At 71.9% G+C, this 18,329-nt stretch carries 15 protein-coding genes and 5 pseudogenes; 10 read left to right on the top strand and 10 right to left on the bottom strand.

Features of this window, described 5'->3' with window-relative positions; translation table 11 throughout:
• Nucleotides 1-3: 3 nt before the first annotated feature.
• From ACF061_RS16535 to ACF061_RS16520, 4 genes are read right to left on the bottom strand one after another with little or no spacing between them, the layout of a single operon-like run.
• Nucleotides 4-1,947 (bottom strand): caspase domain-containing protein, encoded by a 1,944-nt coding sequence (locus ACF061_RS16535; RefSeq protein ID WP_392267557.1) that lies wholly within the window; start codon nt 1,945-1,947, stop codon nt 4-6.
• 11 nt (nt 1,948-1,958) lie between these two features.
• The gene (locus tag ACF061_RS16530) at nt 1,959-2,564 is read right to left on the bottom strand and encodes a nucleotide exchange factor GrpE (RefSeq protein ID WP_392267556.1); all 606 of its coding nucleotides are present in this window, start codon (nt 2,562-2,564) and stop codon (nt 1,959-1,961) included.
• A complete protein-coding gene (locus ACF061_RS16525; protein ID WP_392267555.1) occupies nt 2,561-3,715 on the bottom strand; it encodes a tetratricopeptide repeat protein in 1,155 nt (384 codons plus the stop codon). Before ACF061_RS16525 ends, ACF061_RS16530 begins: the two co-directional genes overlap by 4 nt.
• Before the next feature lie 30 nt (nt 3,716-3,745).
• Complete coding sequence (locus tag ACF061_RS16520; protein ID WP_392267554.1) at nt 3,746-5,368, bottom strand: Hsp70 family protein; 1,623 nt, start codon at nt 5,366-5,368, stop codon at nt 3,746-3,748.
• 338 nt (nt 5,369-5,706) lie between these two features.
• On the opposite strand from ACF061_RS16520, the gene ACF061_RS16515 reads away from it, so the two are divergent.
• The 6 genes and pseudogenes from ACF061_RS16515 (at nt 5,707) to ACF061_RS16490 (ending at nt 8,967) form a co-directional block, all read left to right on the top strand.
• Nucleotides 5,707-7,149: an erythromycin esterase family protein gene (locus ACF061_RS16515; RefSeq protein ID WP_392267553.1), complete on the top strand. Its 1,443-nt coding sequence runs from the start codon at nt 5,707-5,709 to the stop codon at nt 7,147-7,149.
• Nucleotides 7,150-7,436: 287 nt separating this feature from the next.
• Nucleotides 7,437-7,655 (top strand): hypothetical protein, encoded by a 219-nt coding sequence (locus ACF061_RS16510; protein WP_392267552.1) that lies wholly within the window; start codon nt 7,437-7,439, stop codon nt 7,653-7,655.
• Between the two features lie 36 nt (nt 7,656-7,691).
• Nucleotides 7,692-8,048 (top strand): annotated as a pseudogene (locus tag ACF061_RS16505) (aromatic amino acid lyase); the annotation flags it as partial.
• Between the two features lie 13 nt (nt 8,049-8,061).
• Entirely contained in the window at nt 8,062-8,331 is a 270-nt protein-coding gene (locus ACF061_RS16500; RefSeq protein ID WP_392267628.1) for an aromatic amino acid lyase, read from the top strand.
• A gap of 163 nt (nt 8,332-8,494) precedes the next feature.
• Nucleotides 8,495-8,749 carry a hypothetical protein gene (locus ACF061_RS16495; protein ID WP_392267630.1) on the top strand — a complete coding sequence of 85 codons (255 nt, stop codon included), beginning with the start codon at nt 8,495-8,497 and terminating at the stop codon, nt 8,747-8,749.
• Nucleotides 8,698-8,967: a hypothetical protein gene (locus ACF061_RS16490; protein ID WP_392267627.1), complete on the top strand. Its 270-nt coding sequence runs from the start codon at nt 8,698-8,700 to the stop codon at nt 8,965-8,967. The genes ACF061_RS16495 and ACF061_RS16490 overlap by 52 nt, the downstream gene beginning before the upstream one ends.
• A gap of 23 nt (nt 8,968-8,990) precedes the next feature.
• Here ACF061_RS16490 and ACF061_RS16485 read toward each other — a convergent pair whose 3' ends face one another.
• Nucleotides 8,991-9,863 carry a helix-turn-helix transcriptional regulator gene (locus ACF061_RS16485; RefSeq protein ID WP_392267551.1) on the bottom strand — a complete coding sequence of 291 codons (873 nt, stop codon included), beginning with the start codon at nt 9,861-9,863 and terminating at the stop codon, nt 8,991-8,993.
• 195 nt (nt 9,864-10,058) lie between these two features.
• Here ACF061_RS16485 and ACF061_RS16480 point away from each other — a divergent pair, with 195 nt between their 5' ends.
• Entirely contained in the window at nt 10,059-11,456 is a 1,398-nt protein-coding gene (locus tag ACF061_RS16480) for an MFS transporter (RefSeq protein ID WP_392267550.1), read from the top strand.
• A 220-nt stretch (nt 11,457-11,676) separates the two neighbouring features.
• Here ACF061_RS16480 and ACF061_RS16475 read toward each other — a convergent pair.
• Together ACF061_RS16475 and ACF061_RS16470 are read right to left on the bottom strand one after the other, a co-directional pair.
• Nucleotides 11,677-11,946 (bottom strand): annotated as a pseudogene (locus ACF061_RS16475) (chorismate synthase); the annotation flags it as partial.
• A gap of 732 nt (nt 11,947-12,678) precedes the next feature.
• Nucleotides 12,679-14,022, bottom strand: coding sequence for an APC family permease (locus ACF061_RS16470; protein WP_392267549.1), 1,344 nt, complete (start codon nt 14,020-14,022; stop codon nt 12,679-12,681).
• 326 nt (nt 14,023-14,348) lie between these two features.
• On the opposite strand from ACF061_RS16470, the pseudogene ACF061_RS16465 reads away from it, so the two are divergent.
• Nucleotides 14,349-14,564, top strand: a pseudogene (locus ACF061_RS16465) (hypothetical protein); the annotation flags it as partial.
• 71 nt (nt 14,565-14,635) lie between these two features.
• Here ACF061_RS16465 and ACF061_RS16460 read toward each other — a convergent pair.
• Nucleotides 14,636-15,598 (bottom strand): zinc-binding dehydrogenase, encoded by a 963-nt coding sequence (locus tag ACF061_RS16460; RefSeq protein WP_392267548.1) that lies wholly within the window; start codon nt 15,596-15,598, stop codon nt 14,636-14,638.
• Nucleotides 15,599-15,761: 163 nt separating this feature from the next.
• Here ACF061_RS16460 and ACF061_RS16455 point away from each other — a divergent pair, with 163 nt between their 5' ends.
• Entirely contained in the window at nt 15,762-16,406 is a 645-nt protein-coding gene (locus tag ACF061_RS16455) for a TetR/AcrR family transcriptional regulator (protein ID WP_392267547.1), read from the top strand.
• A gap of 558 nt (nt 16,407-16,964) precedes the next feature.
• Nucleotides 16,965-17,453, top strand: coding sequence for a GNAT family N-acetyltransferase (locus ACF061_RS16450; RefSeq protein ID WP_392267626.1), 489 nt, complete (start codon nt 16,965-16,967; stop codon nt 17,451-17,453).
• Nucleotides 17,454-17,808: 355 nt separating this feature from the next.
• Here ACF061_RS16450 and ACF061_RS16445 read toward each other — a convergent pair.
• A pseudogene (locus ACF061_RS16445) lies at nt 17,809-17,970 on the bottom strand (alanine racemase); the annotation flags it as partial.
• Nucleotides 17,971-18,112: 142 nt separating this feature from the next.
• Nucleotides 18,113-18,322 (bottom strand): annotated as a pseudogene (locus ACF061_RS16440) (hypothetical protein); the annotation flags it as partial.
• Nucleotides 18,323-18,329 lie beyond the last annotated feature (7 nt).

Genomic DNA, 18,329 nt, shown 5'->3' with positions numbered 1-18,329 from the left:
CCCTCACCACTGCGGCACGACGGTACGCACCTGGACCGTCTGCGTGGCCCACTGCCCCGGCCCGCCCGCTTTCTCCGGATGAGCGTCCCTGCTGCTCCGCGCGGGCGCGTCGAACCGAAGCACTCCGTCCGCGTGCCGGAGTGCGGTGCCCCGGCTGCCGAGGGGTGCGAGCGGGTCCCAGCGGTCGAGATGGAAGGGCACGGTGTTCAACTCGCCCTCGCAGACGATCAGCTTCAGCCAGTCCCGGACGAATGCGCCGGGCCTCGGCGGCCTGTGCGCCGGCAGGGACAGCTGCACGGGCCGGTTGTCGAGGGCGTACCCGGTGTGCCCCGGTCCGACGAACCGGCCGTCGTCGAAGAGCCCGGTATGGGAGGCGTAGCTGTCGGTGAGGTCGAGCAGGACGCACCACAGCCGGCGCCCCGTGGTGGCCCGGTGGCGGATCCGTACCGAGACCAGGGGCGGCACGGGGCCTGCGGGCCCGAGGCCGTACCGGCAGACGATCTCTCCGTCGCCGTCGGGCACCGACGGAATGTCGCTGTCCCAGGGCGTGATCTCCAGGCGGACCAGTCCCGTCAGCGGGGAGTGAGGCGCCTCGAGGTCGCGGAGCTGGTGCCAGCGTGTCAGATGAACGAGACAGGCCGCGACCCGGTCCGCGTCCTCGGGCCCGTCCAGCGGCAACGGGGGGACGAACGGAGAGCCGTCGCGCCGCAGCACACGCGCCTGCCCTCCGCGGGCTTCGATCCGGAACAGCAGGGCACCGGCGTCCTCCGGCCGTCCGACGAGGTGCAGCAGCGGGGAGGGGCTGCCACCGGGCCCGGCTTGGGCGATCGCCCGTGCCAGCGCCCGAGCCGCGGCGGGGTCGTCGGGTGCGGACAGGGCGACCGAGGCGGGCGGCACGGCCAGTGCGGAGAGAGCCACCGGGTAGACCTCCGCCGGCGTCGGTGACCAGCACACCGGCTCGACGAGGGTGCGCTCCAAGCACACAGTCGCGGCCCTGACCGTGCGGCCCACGGCCGCCGTCCGCTCAGGAGTCCGCCGGGGCATGTCCGGCCCGGTCACCCGGAACTCGGTGCCCGGCCCCGGTGGCAGGCCGTGGCCGCTGCCGCAGTCGACCTGCCAGCCGTCCTGCCGGTCCTCCCACAACAGGTACGGGCTGGGATCGCGGGCCCCGGCGCCGCCGAGGAACGGCTGGTCGGCGATCCCGCCCGGTTCCGCGGGCGCCAGCGTCGGCCGCTGGTACGTGCAGGAGACCTGCAGCCGGGACCGTGCGGCGGCGTGCACCTCGCGGTACGTCGCGGCCGGGCTCGCCGTCCGCAGCGCGCCCAACAGGGCGTAGCTGAACAGACCATGCGTCCGGCCCTCGAACCGTCCCTCGTAGGAGGGCTGGTCGAGCCGGGTGGCGGCGAGCAACACGTGCTTCGCCGGCTGCTCGGGAACGCGGGCGTCGCGTGCGGCCGCCGCGAACCAGGCGGCGTCGGGGGACGCGAAGCGCGCAGTGAGGTGCCGACCGCGGGTGGCGCCGCCGGCGTAGCAGCAGTCCAGCACCGCGACCGTGTGGACGCCGCCCGCGGCCACCTCGTTGAGGAGCGCGCCGAGGCGCTTGTCGACGAGCAGGCCGTCCGCGCATACGAGTGCCTGATAGCGGCCGGTGGCCTCGATGTCGAGGTGCGCTCGTTCGGTGGTCGGCTGCTCGGTGCCGTGGCCGGAGAACCAGAACAGCGCCGTGTCCCCGGGCCTCGCCTGTCCGAGGTGGCGTCGGATACCCGCCGCGACAGCGCCCACGGTGGCGTCGCCGTTCAGCAGCTTCCTCAGCTCGAGCCGCCCACCGGCGCGTCGCACCAGCAGTTCCTCGGCGGCCTCCACGTCGTTGAGACACCCGGTGAGCGGCGTGCAACGGTCGGCGGGGTAGGCGTTGATACCCGTGAGGAGGGCGTGGACAGTTCCCATCCGGCCGCCGTTCACCGCTCGGTGTAAACGCGGACTTGTTGCGGTCGCACGATGCGCTCGTCCATCCGGTAGCCATGCCGCACCACTTCGGCGATCTGGCCGTTCTGTTCGGGGGAGAGCGCAGTGCTCGTTCCGACGGCTTCCTGCAGGTCGGGGTTGAACGGGCCGCGGGTGACGGGGATGCGGGTCATGCTGTACTTCTCCAGGACAGCCAGCAGTTCCGCGGCGACGGAGCCGGCGAAGGCGTCGCCCTGCGCGGCCTGTCGCTCGACCCGGTCGACGAGGAGAACGAGATCGTAGAGCAGCGGCTGCACGATACGGCCCTCAGCGGTCTTGCGCGCCTGGTCGAGCTCCGTCAGCAGACCGTCGAGGCTGCGGCGGGCCTCCCGGTCGTTGAGCAGCCGACGGCGGAACTGGTCACCGAGAGCGGCCAGTTCGTCGCGCATGCCGTCGACCGCGTCCGCCACGACGGCGAACGGGTCGGACCCCGGCGCGGTGGCCGGGGGAGCGGGCACAGGGCCGAGGCCGGGCCGCGGGTCCGGCGGCGGCGCCGTCGGCTCGGCGAGGTGCGGGACGGACGGCTCCCCCGGCTGGGGCACTGGCGGCGGAGTGGTCATGAAACTCTCCTGGTCGGCGGCCGTTGGTGTGGGGGCAGTTCGTTGCAGGTGTGCTGCCAACGCGGCTTGACGCCCATCGCGATCGGCAGTCCGAAGAACCCGGCGAGGGGCAGCACACTGAGCGGGCCCTGCAGCACGAGCACCAGCGCCGCGCAGACGCCCATGACCGGGGCCATGCTCTTGTACCAGCGCCAGGTCCTGCTGAGTGCCTCGCTCGCGTGCACCCGGTACACGGTCAGCCGGTCGCGGAGTGCGCCGTCCGAGACACCGACGGCCAGCCCTTGGTCCACGCAGTGGGTGACCATCGAGGCACTGTCGGCAGAGGCGATGACGTACCGCTGCCGCGTCGGGTGCCAGACCATGGCATCCTCGGCGCGCCGCAACCAGATCCAGCCGATCTGGTTGCGGACGCCGTCGTGGCCGGGCCGCTCCGTCAGGGCTCGTTCGTAGTTGCTCAGCGCCTCGTAGTGGCGGCCGACCCGGTAGAGGCTGTCGGCGGTGGCGATCCGGAGATCGACGTCGGCGGGTGCGAGCTCAACCGCCTTCAAGTGCCAGTCGACGGCGTTGTGGTGATCGCCGAGCTGCTCCCACGTCTGGGCGATCAGGGAGTGGGTGAGTGCGTCGTAGGGGTGCAGTGCGCGGGCCCGCTGGAACTCCTGGAGCGCGTCGCCCAGCTGTCCTTGCCTGGCGTGCAGGGTACCGAGCAGACGCCAGGCGTCGCCGTTGCCCTCGTCGTGGTGCACAGCCTGCCGCAGCTCATACAGCGCGCCTTCGTCGTCTCCCTCGCTAATCAGCCTGCGGGCGTGCCCCACCCAATCCCGGCCGTGCAGGGTGGGCTGTGGCTGTGGCTGTGGCTGTGTTGGTGGCTGTGGCTGGGGTGCGGACTCCGGCACGCGGGCGCGCCGGCGCGCCTGGTGCAGTCTGCGGTCGTAGGCCTGGCGCCGGGCGCTGTCGAGGAGTTCCTTCCGCGCCTTTGAGACCAGCTCGACCTTGTCCTCGGCCTCCCGCCGCCTCTTGGCGTCGGGGGCCCGGCTGGCCCGGCTCGACCAGGTGCGGAAGGCCCGGTCGAGCTGCCGGGAGACCTGGTCCGCGCTCGCGGCCCGGTCGATCTCGAACTCCGCGTAATAGTCCGGGACGTCGTCGGTCGTCATCGCTGTCTGCTCCGGCTGCAGAGTCGGGACCTAGAGGGTCGAGACGCGGGCGACACGGTCACTGGACTCGCGCAGCTCGGTCTGACTCAGATTGCCGGGGCGTTCGAGCTCGAACTCGCCGAGCCACTTGCCCGTCGTGCCGTCCTTCACCTCGACGTGGATGACGCCGTCGACGTCATAGGAGTAGAACACCTCGAACGGCGCGCCCTTCGGGTACTGCGGGATCTCGATGGTGCTCTCCCCGACTGACTTCACGTACGCCAAGTCCTCGTCGTTGCCCTCGGTCACCTGTACCCGGAACCGTCGCTGCCGGTCGTAGAGGGTGACGAAGACGTCGCTCTTCCTGGTCGGCACGGGCGTGTTGTGCGGGATGATCACCGTGTTGAACTGGTGGTCGTGGTTGTCCGGGTCGGTCGTGACCATGCCGAGGGACTGCGAGGTGACGTCCTTGATGGACTTCACCTTCCCCTTGGTCAGGCGGGCCAGGCCGTCGCCGGGGGAGGACTCGACGCTCGCCCCGCTGCCGACGTACTTCCGCTTCTCCTCCGCCTCCTCGGCGCGGACCGAGGCGTCCAGCGCGAGCAGTGCGGCGCCGAGCGCGACCACCTCGTCCTGGGCGATGCCGCGCTCCGGCTCCCTACCGGAGAGCCGCTGTATCAGCTCCGGCACCATGGGCATCCGGGTGGAGCCGCCGACGAGCAGTATCCGGTCGATGTCGTCCCAGCCGAGCCGCGCCTCCTCCAGCACACCCTCCGTGATGATGCGGGTGCGGTCTAGTAGTTCTGCGGTGATCTCCTCGAACTTCTCGCGGGTCACCCGGATCTGCTCGTGGCGGCCGCCCCCGGAGAGCATCACGACGGCCTGCGGGGCATTGGAGAGGGTGCGCTTGGCGATCTCCGCCTTGTCGCGCAGCTCGGCCTGAAGGCCGTTGTCCTCGTTGAGGTCGGGACCGCCCGAGGCCATGAACGCGCCGTTGAGGTAGTTCATCAGCGCGCCGTCCCAGTCGAAGCCGCCGAGGTTGCGGTCCCCGTCGGTGGCGATCACCGTGTAGTCGCCGTCCTCGACCCGCATGACGGTGACGTCGAAGGTGCCACCGCCCAGGTCGTACACGAGCACTGTGCCGATCGCCGCACCATCGTCCCCGTCCTCCCCGCTGGCGTCCGCGGTGGACTGGTCGAGGCCGTAGGCGAGCGCGGCCGCGGTGGGCTCGTTGACGATGCGCAGCACTTCAAGTCCGGCGATCCGCCCGGCGTCCTGCGTCGCCTTGCGCCGGACGTCGTCGAAGTACGCGGGCACGGTGATCACCGCCTGCTCGACGGGCTCGCCCAACATGAGCTCGGCGTCTTCCTTGAGACGCTTGAGCAGCAGAGCCGAGATCTCCTCGGGCCGGTACGGCGTGCCGGACTCCGAGTGATAGACCGGGTTGGTCTCCCCCATGTAGCGCTTGACGAACTGCACCACGTGGTCGGGAGCCGTGGCCGCGGACCGCTTCGCCTGGGATCCGACGACCACGGTGTCGCCCTGGAACATCACTACGGACGGTGTGATGTTCTCGCCCTCCCGGTTGCGGACGATGGACGGACTTCCCGCCCGGTCCGCGACCGCCACGGCGCAGTACGTCGTCCCGAGATCTATGCCCACCACACGCGCCACCGCTGATTCCCCCTTCTGCACGTGGCCCTGCCAACACCTCAATCATGCCCATTCCAGGGCCGCTTGACCGGCATTCGGCGAGAGCCGGTGGAGGTTCCGGCCGGCCCGCGACGCATCCAAACCCGCTCCGGTTTCCGTCCGGTCGTCAGGCCCCCTGTCGGGCGACCGTCCCGCCCCGCCCTCGCATGACCACCGCTCAGTGATCACGACATCGGACAGGCCCTATGCGTCGGGTCTGCCTGCCCGAGCGCCCGCAGCCCCTGAGCCGCTCCGGCCGCAGAGCCCCGGGGACGTGGCACAGGGGGATATCCCCCGGCCAAGCCCGGAGGAAGCCATCAGTGTGGTCCACCCTCACCCAGGCCATGATCGTTTCACCGTCCGGGGAGAACGAGACCGAGGAGTTCATGATGACGGAGCACCACCAGGCGATCGGGCGACGGAGGCTGTTGCTCGCAGCGACGGCCGGCCTCGCAGCCGTGGCCCTGCCGGCGCCGACCGCCTCCGCAGTGACCAGCGCACCTGCCGCACCCGCCCTCACGGGGGCGAAGGACCAGCAGGCCGCCGCGCTCCGCGCGCTGGAGCGCGCCGCCCACCACCTGCGCTCGACGGAACCGGGCGGCAGCACTTCCGACCTGCGGGCGCTGGACGCCATGATCTGCGACACCAAGGTGGTCGGGTTGGGCGAGGCGACCCACGGCTCGCACGAGTTCTTCGCCATGAAGCAGCGCGTCTTCAGCCACCTCGTCGAGGAGAAGGGCTTCACCACCTTCGTCCTGGAGATGGGCTGGACGGCCGGTCTGCGGATCGACGAGTACGTACAGGGCGGCCCGGGCGACGCTCGGCAGGTGGCCAAGGAGACTCTGACCGGATCGCCCTGGGAGCGAGAGGAGTTCGTCAGCCTCATCAGCTGGATGCGGCGGTACAACGACCGCCACCCCGATCGCAAGGTCCACTTCATGGGGAACGACATCGGGGCGCCCAAGCTCGGCGACGCCGTCTTCGACCGGGTGCTCTCGTACGTCCGCGCGAACCGCCCCCAGGACGTCGCGCGCCTCGAAGAGTTGTACGCGGGCCTGCGGCCCCTGGACGACGTCTTCGCGTACCTGCGCGAACCCGTTGCCGAACGCCGCCTGAACGCCACCACCGCCCAGCGGGCGTTCAACCTGGTCACCGCGAACAAGGGGGCCGGCGGCGACGCCTACGAATGGGCGGAGCAGCACGCCCGGAACATCGCCCAGACCTTCGCGTTCGCCGCGCTCGACCTCTCCGACCCGGCGTCGGTCTCCGAAGCGGAGCACTTCCGTGACCGGGTCATGGCCGACAACACCGCCTGGTGGCACCGTCGCACCGGCGACAAGATGCTGCTCTCGGCGCACAACGGCCACGTGGGTTATCTGTCCAGCGACCCGGTGATGTACCCGACGACCCAGGGCGTCTTCCTGCGCAAGGCCCTCGGCCGGGACTACGCCGCCATCGGCTTCACCTTCGGCCGCGGCTCCTTCCTCACCGCGACCACCCTCGGCAGCCCCTGGAACAAGGTCACGGTCCCCGCTGCCACCCCCGACATGCAGGAGTACATCCTTGACCGGGTGCGCTACCGCGACTACTACCTCGACCTGCGCACCCTGCCCGCCGCGGGCCGCACCTGGCTGAACACCCCCCGCCCCACCTACGAGGCCGGCTCGTCCTTCAGGAAGGACCCGCTGCCCACTCTCGCCATCACCCGGGCATACGACATCCTGATCCACCTCCACCAGGTCCACGCGGCCACCAGCCTCTGAGGTGCCCGGCTGATTCCGGGGTTCGGCTGGGGGTGGTGCGGTCGCCGGCGGAGTACGGGGACCAGGTCGCGGACCGGAGGCTGACGCCGCGAAGTTCGGGGCGGGAAGTGCGGGCGGGGACGCGGGGCGGGAAGTGCGGGCGGGGACGCGGGGCGGGTCTCAAGGGATCGGGCACGCGCGTGGCCGCCTTGTGTGCGTGGGCGTGGGCGGGGGCCCGCGCGCGTGCCCTTGTGACGGGTGAGGTCGTCACCGCGTCTGGCCTGCTCGACATCGACCATGTTGTCCCCATGGCCAACGGCCGGTGCTCCGGAGTCGACGAGTGGACCACCGGTGCCGGATCTCGCGCGGCACTTGTCCGCCGGTGGCCGGCGGCTACATCGCCGCCGGCCACCGGCGCCGACAGCCGCCCTGTTCAAGCGCCCCGCGCGGGTGCCGGGGACTCCCTGCGGAACATCCACCCCGTCGCCGAGGTGGACGGCCAGAAGATGATCGAGGGCGTCTACTAGCGGGCGCCTCCCCGACTCCGGAGAGGAACAGTACCGATGGCGCACGCGCCCACGGTCCGGCACCTCCAGATCGACGGAACGGGCCTGTCACCCCGCGCGGTCGCCGCGGTCGCGCGCCGTGACGACGGCAGGACACGGGTGGTGCTCAGCGAAGCGGCCGTCAAGCGGATGCACGCCTCCGTCGGCCTCAAGGAGACGCTGCTCGCACAGGAGATCCCCATCTACGCCGTGACCACGGGGTTCGGGGACAGCTGCGTCCGGCAGATCTCGCCGGACAAGGCCCACGAGCTCCAGCGCAACCTGGTGCTCTACCACCTCAACGGCGTGGGGCCGGCCGCCGTGTCGACCGTCGCCCGGGCGGCGATGCTCATCAGGGCCAACGCGCTGGCCAGGGGGAGTCTCGGCGATCCGGCCGGAGGCGGTGTCGACGCTCCTGGAGTGCCTGGAACGCGACATCCTGCCCCTGATCCCGGAACGCGGCTCGGTCGGCGCCAGCGGCGATCTCGTACCGCTGTGCTACCTGGCCGCGGCACTGATAGGCGAAGGACAGGTGCTGCACCGCGGCACCGTACGTCCGGCGCTCGACGCCCTGCGCGACGAGGGTGTGGAGCCGCTGCGGCTCGCGCCCAAGGAGGGCATCGCGCTGGTCAACGGGACCGCCTTCGCCACCGCCTAGCCTTCGTCTCCCACGACCGCCGGCCGGACGAGGACATCGCGGCGGTGAGCCGCCTGATCGAGACGGGGGCCCTGCGGCGCGCCGCGGGGTTCGCCGACGACGACCCCTTCCGAGACGAACGGAGCACCGCGCCGGGCGGTGCGTGCCCCAGGAGTGTTTTCACATGACCAAGCGCAAGTTCGCCCTCCTCGGTGCCGTCGGCACCGCCGTACTGGCCCTGGGAGCGTCCTGTGTGCTCACCCTTCCCGCGCAGGCCACGCCCCGCAGGACCATCGATCTGGCCATAGGCAACGACGGCGTCGTGCAGACCGATGTGGGCGCCCCCGGACTGAGCGTCGGGGACGAGAGTCCGTCTACGCCGACAAGCTGTTCCGCGACGGCAGGCAGGTCGGCGAGGACGGCAGTTCCTGCCGGGTGACCGGGTTGGACGGCGCGAAGATCACCACGAACTGCGTCCTGTCCGTGCGGCTGCCGGACGGACAGCTCACCGCACAGTCCCTGTGGACCAAGGGCAGCGACACGGTACGGATGGCCGTCACCGGCGGCACCGGCGCCTACCGCGGCGCCACTGGCGAACTGACCTGCAATGACATCCAGACCCCGCACGAGACCTACCACATCGTGCTGGACAGGTGAGCGCCACCGCGGCACCGCCGACGTCATCGCCCGGGCCGCTCGGAGTACGCCGCTTCCCTGGGGCTGGCCATGTCCAGCAGCAGCATGGCGTCGTGGTCCGGGGTGCCGGGCATCGCCTGGTAGGTGACGAGACGCTGGCCGTCCGTACGGAAGATCGCCATCACCTCGAAGTGCAGGCACATCGCCCCGACCTCCGGATGCTGGAAATGTTTCTCGCCGCCGCTTCGCGCCTGGACGTCGTACCGTTCCCACAGGCGGGCGAACTCCGAGCTCTTGACGACCAGTTCGCCCACCAGCTGGGCCAGCTCCGGCATGTCCGGGTCGGCACCCGCCATCGCACGCAGGTGGGCGGCGCTGTGCGCCGCCATCCGCTCCCAGTCGCGGTACAGCTTGCGCCCCATCGGGTGCAGGAACATGTAGCGGGTGATGTTGCGGCGCTCCGGCGGCCAGTCCGTGATGCCGGGGAAGAGGCGCAGCCCCGGCCGGTTGGCGGCCAGCAGACCGTTGACGCGGCTCACGACGTACGCCGGTGCCGGGCGTAGCGTCTCCAGCAGGACGCGGACCGACTCCCGCACGGTGTGCGCCGGGTCGGTGGACGGTGCCGGAGCCTGCCCCGCTGCGAGCGCCACCAGCTCGTGCAGCCGTTGCAGTGCGTCACCGGACAGACGTAGCGCCTCACCGAGCGCGGTGACGACGGCGGGCGACGGCCGTGTCTCACGGCCACGCTCCAGCCGCGTGTAGTAGTCGACGCTGACCCCGGCCAGTGTCGCCAGCTCCTCGCGACGCAGTCCCGGAGTGCGGCGGATGCCGGTGCCGGCCGGCAATCCCACGTCCTCCGGCCGGACCTGGCCCCGCCGAGCGCGCAGAAAACGTCCTAACTCCGTGCCATCACTCATCCCTCCATTGTCCCAAAAGGTCCCGCCGCGAGGGGGGCCGTATCACAGCCAGGAACACCGTTCCCCCGCACGGCGCGGTCTGCCGGGGGCCCAACGCGCCGGGAAGGCTGTTGCCCACCTGGTTGTCCCGTCCTTCTGTCGTCCGGCGCCGACTCCTTGTTCCGGCAGGGGCGGCGCAGTGAGGAGCAGTGCACGATGAGCTTGACGCGATCCGGGGAAGGCGCCGGACCGACCAGCGGTGAGCGGGTCCGAAGCGGCCCGGATGCGACCGGTTCCACCACCGCGGCCCTCGTCGCCGCCGTCCTCGGCTTCTTCGTGATCACACTCGACGTCTCCGGCGTCAATGTGGCGCTGCCCGCCGTGGGAGACGATCTCGGCGGGTCCCTGTCGGGCCTCCAGTGGGTCGCCGACAGCTACACCCTCATGTTCGCGGCGCTGATGCTCTCCGCGGGCGCGCTGTCGGACGCGGTCGGCGCGCGCCGCGCGTACGGCTGGGGGCTCGCCGTCTTCACCCTCGCCTCGCTGGCCTGCGGTGTGGCGCCGACCCTCGGAGCGCTGACGGCGGCGCGCGTGGTGCAGGGGAGCGCGGCCGCCGTGATGGTGCCCACCTCGCTGGCCCTGATCCGCCAGGCGTTCCCCGACCCGCAGGCGCGGGCGCGCGGGATCGCCCTGTGGACGGTGGGCGGCGCGGTCGCCATCGCCGCGGGGCCCCTCCTGGGCGGACTGCTCACCACGGAGTGGAGCTGGCGGGCGGTGTTCTTCCTGAACGTGCCAGCCGGGCTCGCCGGTTTCCTGATCCTGCTGCGGGCGGCGCCCTCCCCGCGTCACCCCGCCGTGTTCGACCCGCCGGGGCAGCTGACGGCGGTCGTGACGCTGGCCGCGCTGACCTTCGCCGCGATCGAGGGCGGTCACGACGGGCTCACCGGTACCGTCCTGGCCGCGGCCGGGACCGCCGTGCTGGCCGGGGCCGGCTTCGTGGCCGTCGAAGCACGGCGGCGCACTCCCATGCTGCCGCTGGAGCTGTTCCGGCAACGCGGCGTCAGCGTGCCGGTCATCGCGGGTTTCGCCTGCAACGCCGCCTTCTACGGCGGAGTGTTCGTGCTGAGCCTGTTCTTCCAGGAGCAGCGGGGGCAGTCGGCTTTCTCGGCCGGGCTGATGTTCGTCCCGATGGCCGTGATCACCGCCCACTTCAACTATTTCTCGCCGCGGGCCGTCGCCCGCTACGGCCCGCGCGCGGTGATCGTCGCGGGGCTGCTGGTCGTCATGGCCGGCTGCTGCGGTCTGGCCGCCGTCGGCGCCGGCACACCGTGGTGGCTGATCGCCCTGCCCATGGTGCCGCTGGGTATCGGTGGCGCTCTCGCCATGCCGGCGCTGACCTCGCTGATGCTCGACAGCGTCGCCGCCGAACGAGCCGGCACGGCGGCGGCGATGCTCAACACCAGCCGCCAGACCGGCGGAGCGCTCAGCATCGCCGTCTTCGGTGCGCTCCTCGCCGGGGACTTCATGCCCGGCATGCGGGAGAGCCTGCTGCTGGCCGCCGCTCTGCTGGCGGCCAACGCGCTCGGCGCGGCCCTGCTGCTGCCGCGTCGATGAACGAACGGCGGTGCGACCTCGGCGAGCACGCGGTCGCACCGCCGCCCGTGCGCCTCTCCAACGGCCGGCGCCATGTCTCCCGGCGCCTGGCCGCCCACGGCTCGCCGTGCTCTCCAGCGGGCCGGGGCGGGTGCCGGCGGCACCGTACGGGCGGCGTCCGGCGCCGCTCGAAAGGCTCGTCGGCGGAACCGCGGCGGCGACCCCCGGCGTGCCCGGGCCAGGCACTCGCGCAGCGGATCCGCGTCCAGCTTCCCGGCGTCGGGTACACGCCCTTCGGCGCCGTCACCGGGCACAGCTCGGTGACATGGCTGACGATCCCGAACCCGGCCGTCTCCCTCAGGTACGACCGGGCCACCGCGCCCAGCGCCACCCGCGCCGCCGTCTCCCGCGCCGAGGCACGCTCCGGGATCGGACGGGCCCCTGCGAAGCCGTACTTCCGTGTCCCCGCCAGGTCGGCACGGCGCGGACACGGCCGGGTCAACGGCGCGTCACCACCGCCGCACATGTCGAGCCCCCGCCGATCCGGTCGCCTCGTACAACACGTTCTCGCTCCTCAGCGCCCGCCGCGGCATCGTGGGTTCCTCCATAGGCGGCATCCGCGAGACGCAGGAGATGCTCGACTTCTGCGCGCGGCACGGCATCGCCGCGGAGATCGAGCGGATCGCGGCGGCCCGGGTGGTTGACGCCTGGCAGAACCTGTCGCGCGCCCGTTACCGGTACGTCATCGACATCGCCACACTCGGCACACCCGGACCCGCGGCGCCCGCAGAGCCCGCAGAGCTCGCAGAGTCCGCAGCACCCACGGCCCACGCAGTCCCGACGAGGCGACAGGCGCTCACCCGGACACAGATTTGGCATACGGAAGTTCGCTCGCCGGAACGCCGCCTTCCCGTCGTGTCCCCGCCGGAGCACGTCTCACCGGCGCCGGTGCTCCAGCCGGGTCCGCCTCGCGAGCCCCACCCGGTCCGGTGCCCTCACCGTTCGCCTCGTCACCGGGCCGCACCCCGCCCGGTCCGGCCGGGTCGCGTCCGGCCCTCCTTCGGCCCGGTCCCAGTCCCCGCCCGCACGCAGCAGTCAACGGAGGCATATCGCATGTGAGGGCGGCCAAGAGCTGGACAGGTGACCGCGCGAGGCAGGCAGGGCTGGGCCGTCCCCCACGCCCGCTACGGCGCGGCAGCGGGCGGGGCGCGGCGAGCACCGGGGCCGGAGGCCCCGGCGTCGCTCAGGACGAGGCCCGGCGGCGCCGGGCGGCAACGGCCCCCAGGACCACGCCGACCGCGATGACGATCAGTCCGCGCGCCCAGACGTCGGCCTCGATCTGCGTGGCGAGCGCCACGCAGGAGGCCGCCCCCAGGGCGGGGACGGCGGTGTACGCCCGGAAGTGCGGGCGGTCGGAGCGGTCGCGCCGCTGGACGAGCACCGCGGTGTTGACGATGAAGAACACCACGAGGAGCAGCAGCACGAGGGTGGAGGCGAGGCTCGCCACGTCACCGGTGAGTGCCAGCAGGAAGGACAGCACGGTCGTGGCCGCGATCGAGGCCCACGGCGTACGGCGGCGCGGGAGCACCCGGGTCAGGAAGCGGGGGAGGAGGCCGTCCCGCGCCATGCCGTAGGCCAGGCGGGAACTCATGATGCCGGTGAGCAGCGCGCCGTTGGCCACGGCGACGAGGGCGATGGCGCCGAACACCTTCGGCGGCACCCCGCCCGCCGCCTTCACCACCTCCAGCAGCGGACCGCTGGAGCGGGCCAGCGTCGTGGTGGGGACGGCGGCCGAGGCGACGACACCGACCAGGACGTACACGGCTCCCGCCGTAACCAGGGCGCCGAAGAGGGCGCGCGGGTAGGAGCGACGCGGGTCGCGGGTCTCCTCGGCGACGTTGACGGAGGTCTCGAAGCCGACGAAGGAGTAGTACGCGAGCACCGTTCCGCCCAGCACACCGGCGGCGGCTCCGGTGTGGGCAGTGCCGAGGTGGGCGAGCCTGCCGGGATCGCCGTCGCCGCGCAGGAACAGCCACACCCCGAGCCCGACGACGAGCAGGAGACCGCCGACCTCGACGACCGTCGCCGCCACGTTGGCGCGGGTGGACTCGCTGATGCCACGGGCGTTCAGCAGGGCCAGGGCGCACAGGAAGACGGCCGCGACCAGCACCACCGGAATGCTGACGAAGACGGCCAGGTAGTCGCCGGCGAAACCCCGCGCCAGCGCGGCGACGGAGACGATGCCCGCGGCGAGCATGCAGAATCCGGCGAGGAAGCCGGTGAACGGCCCGTAGGCGAGAGTCGCGTAGTGGGAGGCGCCGCCCGCCCTCGGGTACTTCGTGGCGAGTTCGGCGTAGGAGGCGGCCGTCAGGAGCGACAACAGCAGGGCCAGCAGCAGGGGCAGCCACACGGCGCCGCCCGAATCCGAGGCGATCTGGCCGACCAGGACGTAGACCCCGGCGCCCAGTACGTCGCCGAGGATGAAGAAGTACAGCAGGGGGGTCGTCAGCGCCCTCTTGAGGGCGGGCGCCCCGTTCTGCCGCGAGCCGTCTGCCGCGGCAGTGGAAGGAGTGGTAGGAGGTGTCACCGCACCCGTCTACCCCTTGGGGCCCGGCCGCAGACGGCAACCATTCGGCAGCGGCCCGGGCCGCCCCGGTACCGCGCCGGGCCGGCCCCGGCAGACTTGACCCCGGACGGCAGGACTCTCCTCAGCAGCGGCCGGGACGCAGCGGCGAGACCCTGGGACGTGGGCGCCCACCGGCGCCTCGCCACCCTCAGCGGCCACCCCGGCGTCGCCTGGTCGGCCGTCTCAGCCCGGACGGCGGACCCTGGCGACCATCGGCGACGACCGGACGGTACGCCGGCGGGACCTCCGGACCCACCGGCAGCTGACCGACCCCGCTCACCGGCCACACCGATGTCGTGCACTCGGCCCTCTTCTCCCCGGACGGGAACACCCTCGCCACCAGCGGCTCGGACGGGACCGCACGCCTGCGGGACACCCGAGCCTTCCACGACCTGGCCATCCTCACCGACCAGGCCCGCACGATCGCGGGTCCGTCCCTGACCGAACGGGAACGGCGCCGCCATGTCCCCGACGGAGTCCCGTACCACCGGATCCGCCCCTGATCCGCGGTCGCAGCCACGGCCTGAGCGGGCCCCGTTTCGTCACCGGGTCGCGAACGCCGTCCCCGCCCGGCTCAGGGCGACAGCACAACCCTGCCGAACACCTTTCCCGCGTCCATCTCACGGTGGGCCAGCACCGCCTGCTCCAGCGGCAGCACTTCGTGCACGGCCGTGCGCAGCTCCCCGTGCGCGGCATCGGCGAACTGGGAGGACCGCACGGCCTGCCGGTCGGGGCCGGGCACGGTGTCAGAGCTGAAAGTGGCGAACGACAACGACCTGCGGAAGGCGTCCATCAGCCGCATGCCGAAGTCCGCAGGCGGCTGCCCACCGACCACCCCGACGGCCACATACCGACCGTCGGTGTTCAACCTGTCCAGAAAGAGGGGAAGCCGGGGACCCGCCACGACATCGATCACCACGTCGAAGCCCGCCGGTGCGTCCGGGCCGCCCTCGCCGGCGCGGTCGAGGACATGGGTCGCGCCCAGGTCGCGCAGGCGGGCGCCACGCTCCACCGACGAGGCGGTGACCGCAACCGCGCTCGCGCCGGCCCTGGCCGCGAGCTGGACCGTCGTGATCCCGATGCTGCCCGCCGCACCGCGCACGAGCACCGTCTCGCCAGGCGCGAAACGGGCCCGCTCCAGGGCGAAGTGGGCGACCACGCCGGAGCCGCCGAGGGCCACCGCGTCCGCGCCGGACAGACCGTCGGGCAGCGCGAGGACATCCTCGACCACGGCGACGGCATGCTCGGCATACCCGCCGGACAGGCCGGTGAACGCCCACACCCGCTGCCCGATCCACGAGGCGTCCACGCCCTCTCCCACCGCGGTGACCCTGCCCGCGACCTCGCTGCCGAGGAGATGGCCCTCCCGGAAGCCGTGGGCAGCGAGCGTTCCCCGGCGGATCACGGCGTCCACACCGCCCACCCCGATCGCCTCCGTGGCGATCCGCACCTGTCCCGCGGCGGGAACGGGCACGGGCACATCGACGACCTCCAAACCATCGGGGTCTCCGAACGTCCTGATCACGACGGCTTTCATCGCTGCTCCTCGGGTCGGTGAGGGAGGGAACGCAACTGCTGCGGCCGTGGCGTCGAGCCGGGCCCGCGGCCGGGGCGTCACCGGCGAAGTGCCGGGACGGGGCGGCAGCACTGCCATGGGACCGTAACGGACGACCCCGCCCGTTCGGCCGAAGTGAGAAACGATGACCAATCATGTGCCTCGGATCGTGCGCTCCGACGCCCGCGACAACCGGGCCCGCGTTCTCGACGCCGCCCGCGCGGTGTTCGGCGAGGAGGGCCTGAGCGCGCCCGTGCGCGAGGTCGCCCGGCACGCAGGCGTCGGCCCCGCCACGCTGTACCGGCACTTCCCGACCAAGCAGGCACTGATCGCGGAGACCTTCGCCGAGCAGCGGCGAGCCTGCCACGCCGCCGTCCGCGACGCCCTCACGGATTCGGACCCGTGGCACGGATTCCGAAGCCTGATCGAGCGGATCTGCGAACTGCACGCGCACAGCCGCGGATTCGCCGACGCCTTCATGACGGCCTTCCCCGAGGCCATGGACTTCGCCGCCGACCGAGAGCGGACTCTGCGCGCGGTCGGCGAACTGACCCGTCGCGCCCAGGAAAGCGGCCGGCTGCGTCCCGGCTTCGTCGTCGACGACCTGATCCTCATGCTCATGGCCCATCAGGGCCTCCAGGACACGCCGCGTGCCGCCCGGGTCACGGCCTCCCGCCGCTTCGCCGCCTACGTGATCGAGGCGTTCCGCGCCGCGCCAGAGACCGCGACGCCCATGCCGCTGCCGCCGGCACCACGCCTGCGGCTCACGCACTCGCCCAGCACGCTGTAGACCCTGGTGTCACGACAGATGGTGAGCCCCAGCCGCCCCCGTCCACTTCGATCCCCCGGCACTGATCGCCCACGCATACCGCGGCCACGCTCGCTTCCTCGCCGTCCAGACCTTGGACGGCGACACCGGCGAACACGACCAGGACGGCGTGGCGGGCGCACGATGAACGACACCCACGTCGTGCTCCACGACTCCGCATCCGGGACGATGGGCTGCGGCGGCCCGCCCCGCCAGCGCTGCACTGCCACCGGCCCCCGGGACAAGAATCCAGCTACACCTACGACCGCGAGGGCAAGCTGACCAAGGTCACCCCGCCCAGCCCGCTCGAACCGATCGCCTACACCTACGACGAGCTGGGCCGGAAGAAGACCGTCACCGACGGCCGCGGGGCGCTCTCGCTGCCACTCCTCACTGCATGGGCATAGGTGCTGCCGCAGGTAGCAGCCGCGAGGACGCATGCCAGTGGACCGGGGGCGTGACCTACCAGGAGCACGGGCGGGAAATGGCGTTGCGTCCTGTGTGACCGGCAGGGAGGCTGGCTGATTGGAGGCGGTGAAGGTGATCGACGTTGTGTTGAGGCTGTCGGCACGCGATCTCGTGCATGCGGATCTCGTGTCGTGCGGATGGGCGGGGTCCGAACTCCACTTGGCCGGCGTCGCGAGGCAGTTGGATCGTGCCCGGCTCGGTGAGGTCGACTACCTTGCGGTCTGCCCGGCAACGGACGTTCCCGTTGCGAAGGGGGGCGTCGACTACCGGGTCAAAGAGGGCGTCGGCACTCTGTGGCAGCTGGCGGTCCATCCCGCACTGCAGTCGTGCGGGATCGGCACCTTCCTTGTCGAAGCCGCGGAGCTTCGGATCAAAAACCGTGGTCTGCGGCAGGCCGAGCTCGGTGTGGAGGAGAACAACCCCCGGGCTCGGGCGTTGTACGAACGGCTGGGCTATGTTGCATACGACCGTCAGCCCGACGCGTGGGACGAGCAGGCCCCGGACGGATCGTCGCGCCGCTACGAGACGATGTGCACGTTGATGCGTAAGGAACTCTCGTAGGGGCTATGGGGGCTATGGGGGCTATGGGGGCTATGGGGGCTATGGGGGCAATACCGGCGATTCGGTCCGCTTTCCGGCTGATTGAGGTGGCTCTGGTCGGCCCGACCAACCGAACCGTCGAGGCCTCTGGTCGTTGTGGGCTGTGGTGCTCGGCTCGTTCGAGGGCCAGTTGGACATCTTGCGTCTGATCACGCGCGGGCTGGAGCGCAACCGCCGCGCGGGCAGCGGTCGTTCGGTGATCTCACGCGGGCTCCGGCTGAGGGAGCGGGCCAGCGGGGAGGGGGAAAGCGTCGCCCGCCCGGTGACGTGGCGGAGCAGGGTGTCGGCGGACACCGGCGGGGGTTCGGGGCACCGTCTAGATTTGTCCTGCCGCCCGGGCGGCCGCGACGACCTCCTGTACGGCCCACAAGCCGCCGGGCGAGACGTCGATGTCAGCCCCGATCGCCTGCTGCCGCGGCCCGCCCGGCACCCACAGTCGGCACAGGACGCGGCTGCGAAGCCCGGCCGCGCGCAGTTGCGGAGCCTCCTCGGCTGTGGTGGTGCCGAGCCGGCTCGTGCCCGCGGCAAGGGCCGCACGACACGGCGCCGTGGCCGTACAGGTCGGACTTGACGACCGCCGTCACGGCGGCGTCTTGGCGAGGGCGCGAAGATTGTGCACGTCAGAGCGCAGGGCGGCGGTCGGCGCGGCTGGGCCCTCGCTCATGGTGTTCTCCCTGACTCTCAGGCCGGCAGGCCGCGTCGTCACGCTGGGACTTGGTGCGCCGGACGCGGAAGCGGTCGGGGTGCGACGGATCCCGGTCCACGATCCGTATGGACGGCGAGGCCCACTGCCACACCCTGCTGCCGGACGGGCGTGAGAAGCGGGCAGGTAGCGCA

It is taken from the genome of Streptomyces sp. NPDC015220 (genome assembly GCF_043079345.1).
GTDB lineage: Bacteria > Actinomycetota > Actinomycetes > Streptomycetales > Streptomycetaceae > Streptomyces.
The sequence above is the reverse complement of the archived record's forward strand: the minus strand, read 5'-3'. Positions and strand labels throughout refer to the sequence as shown.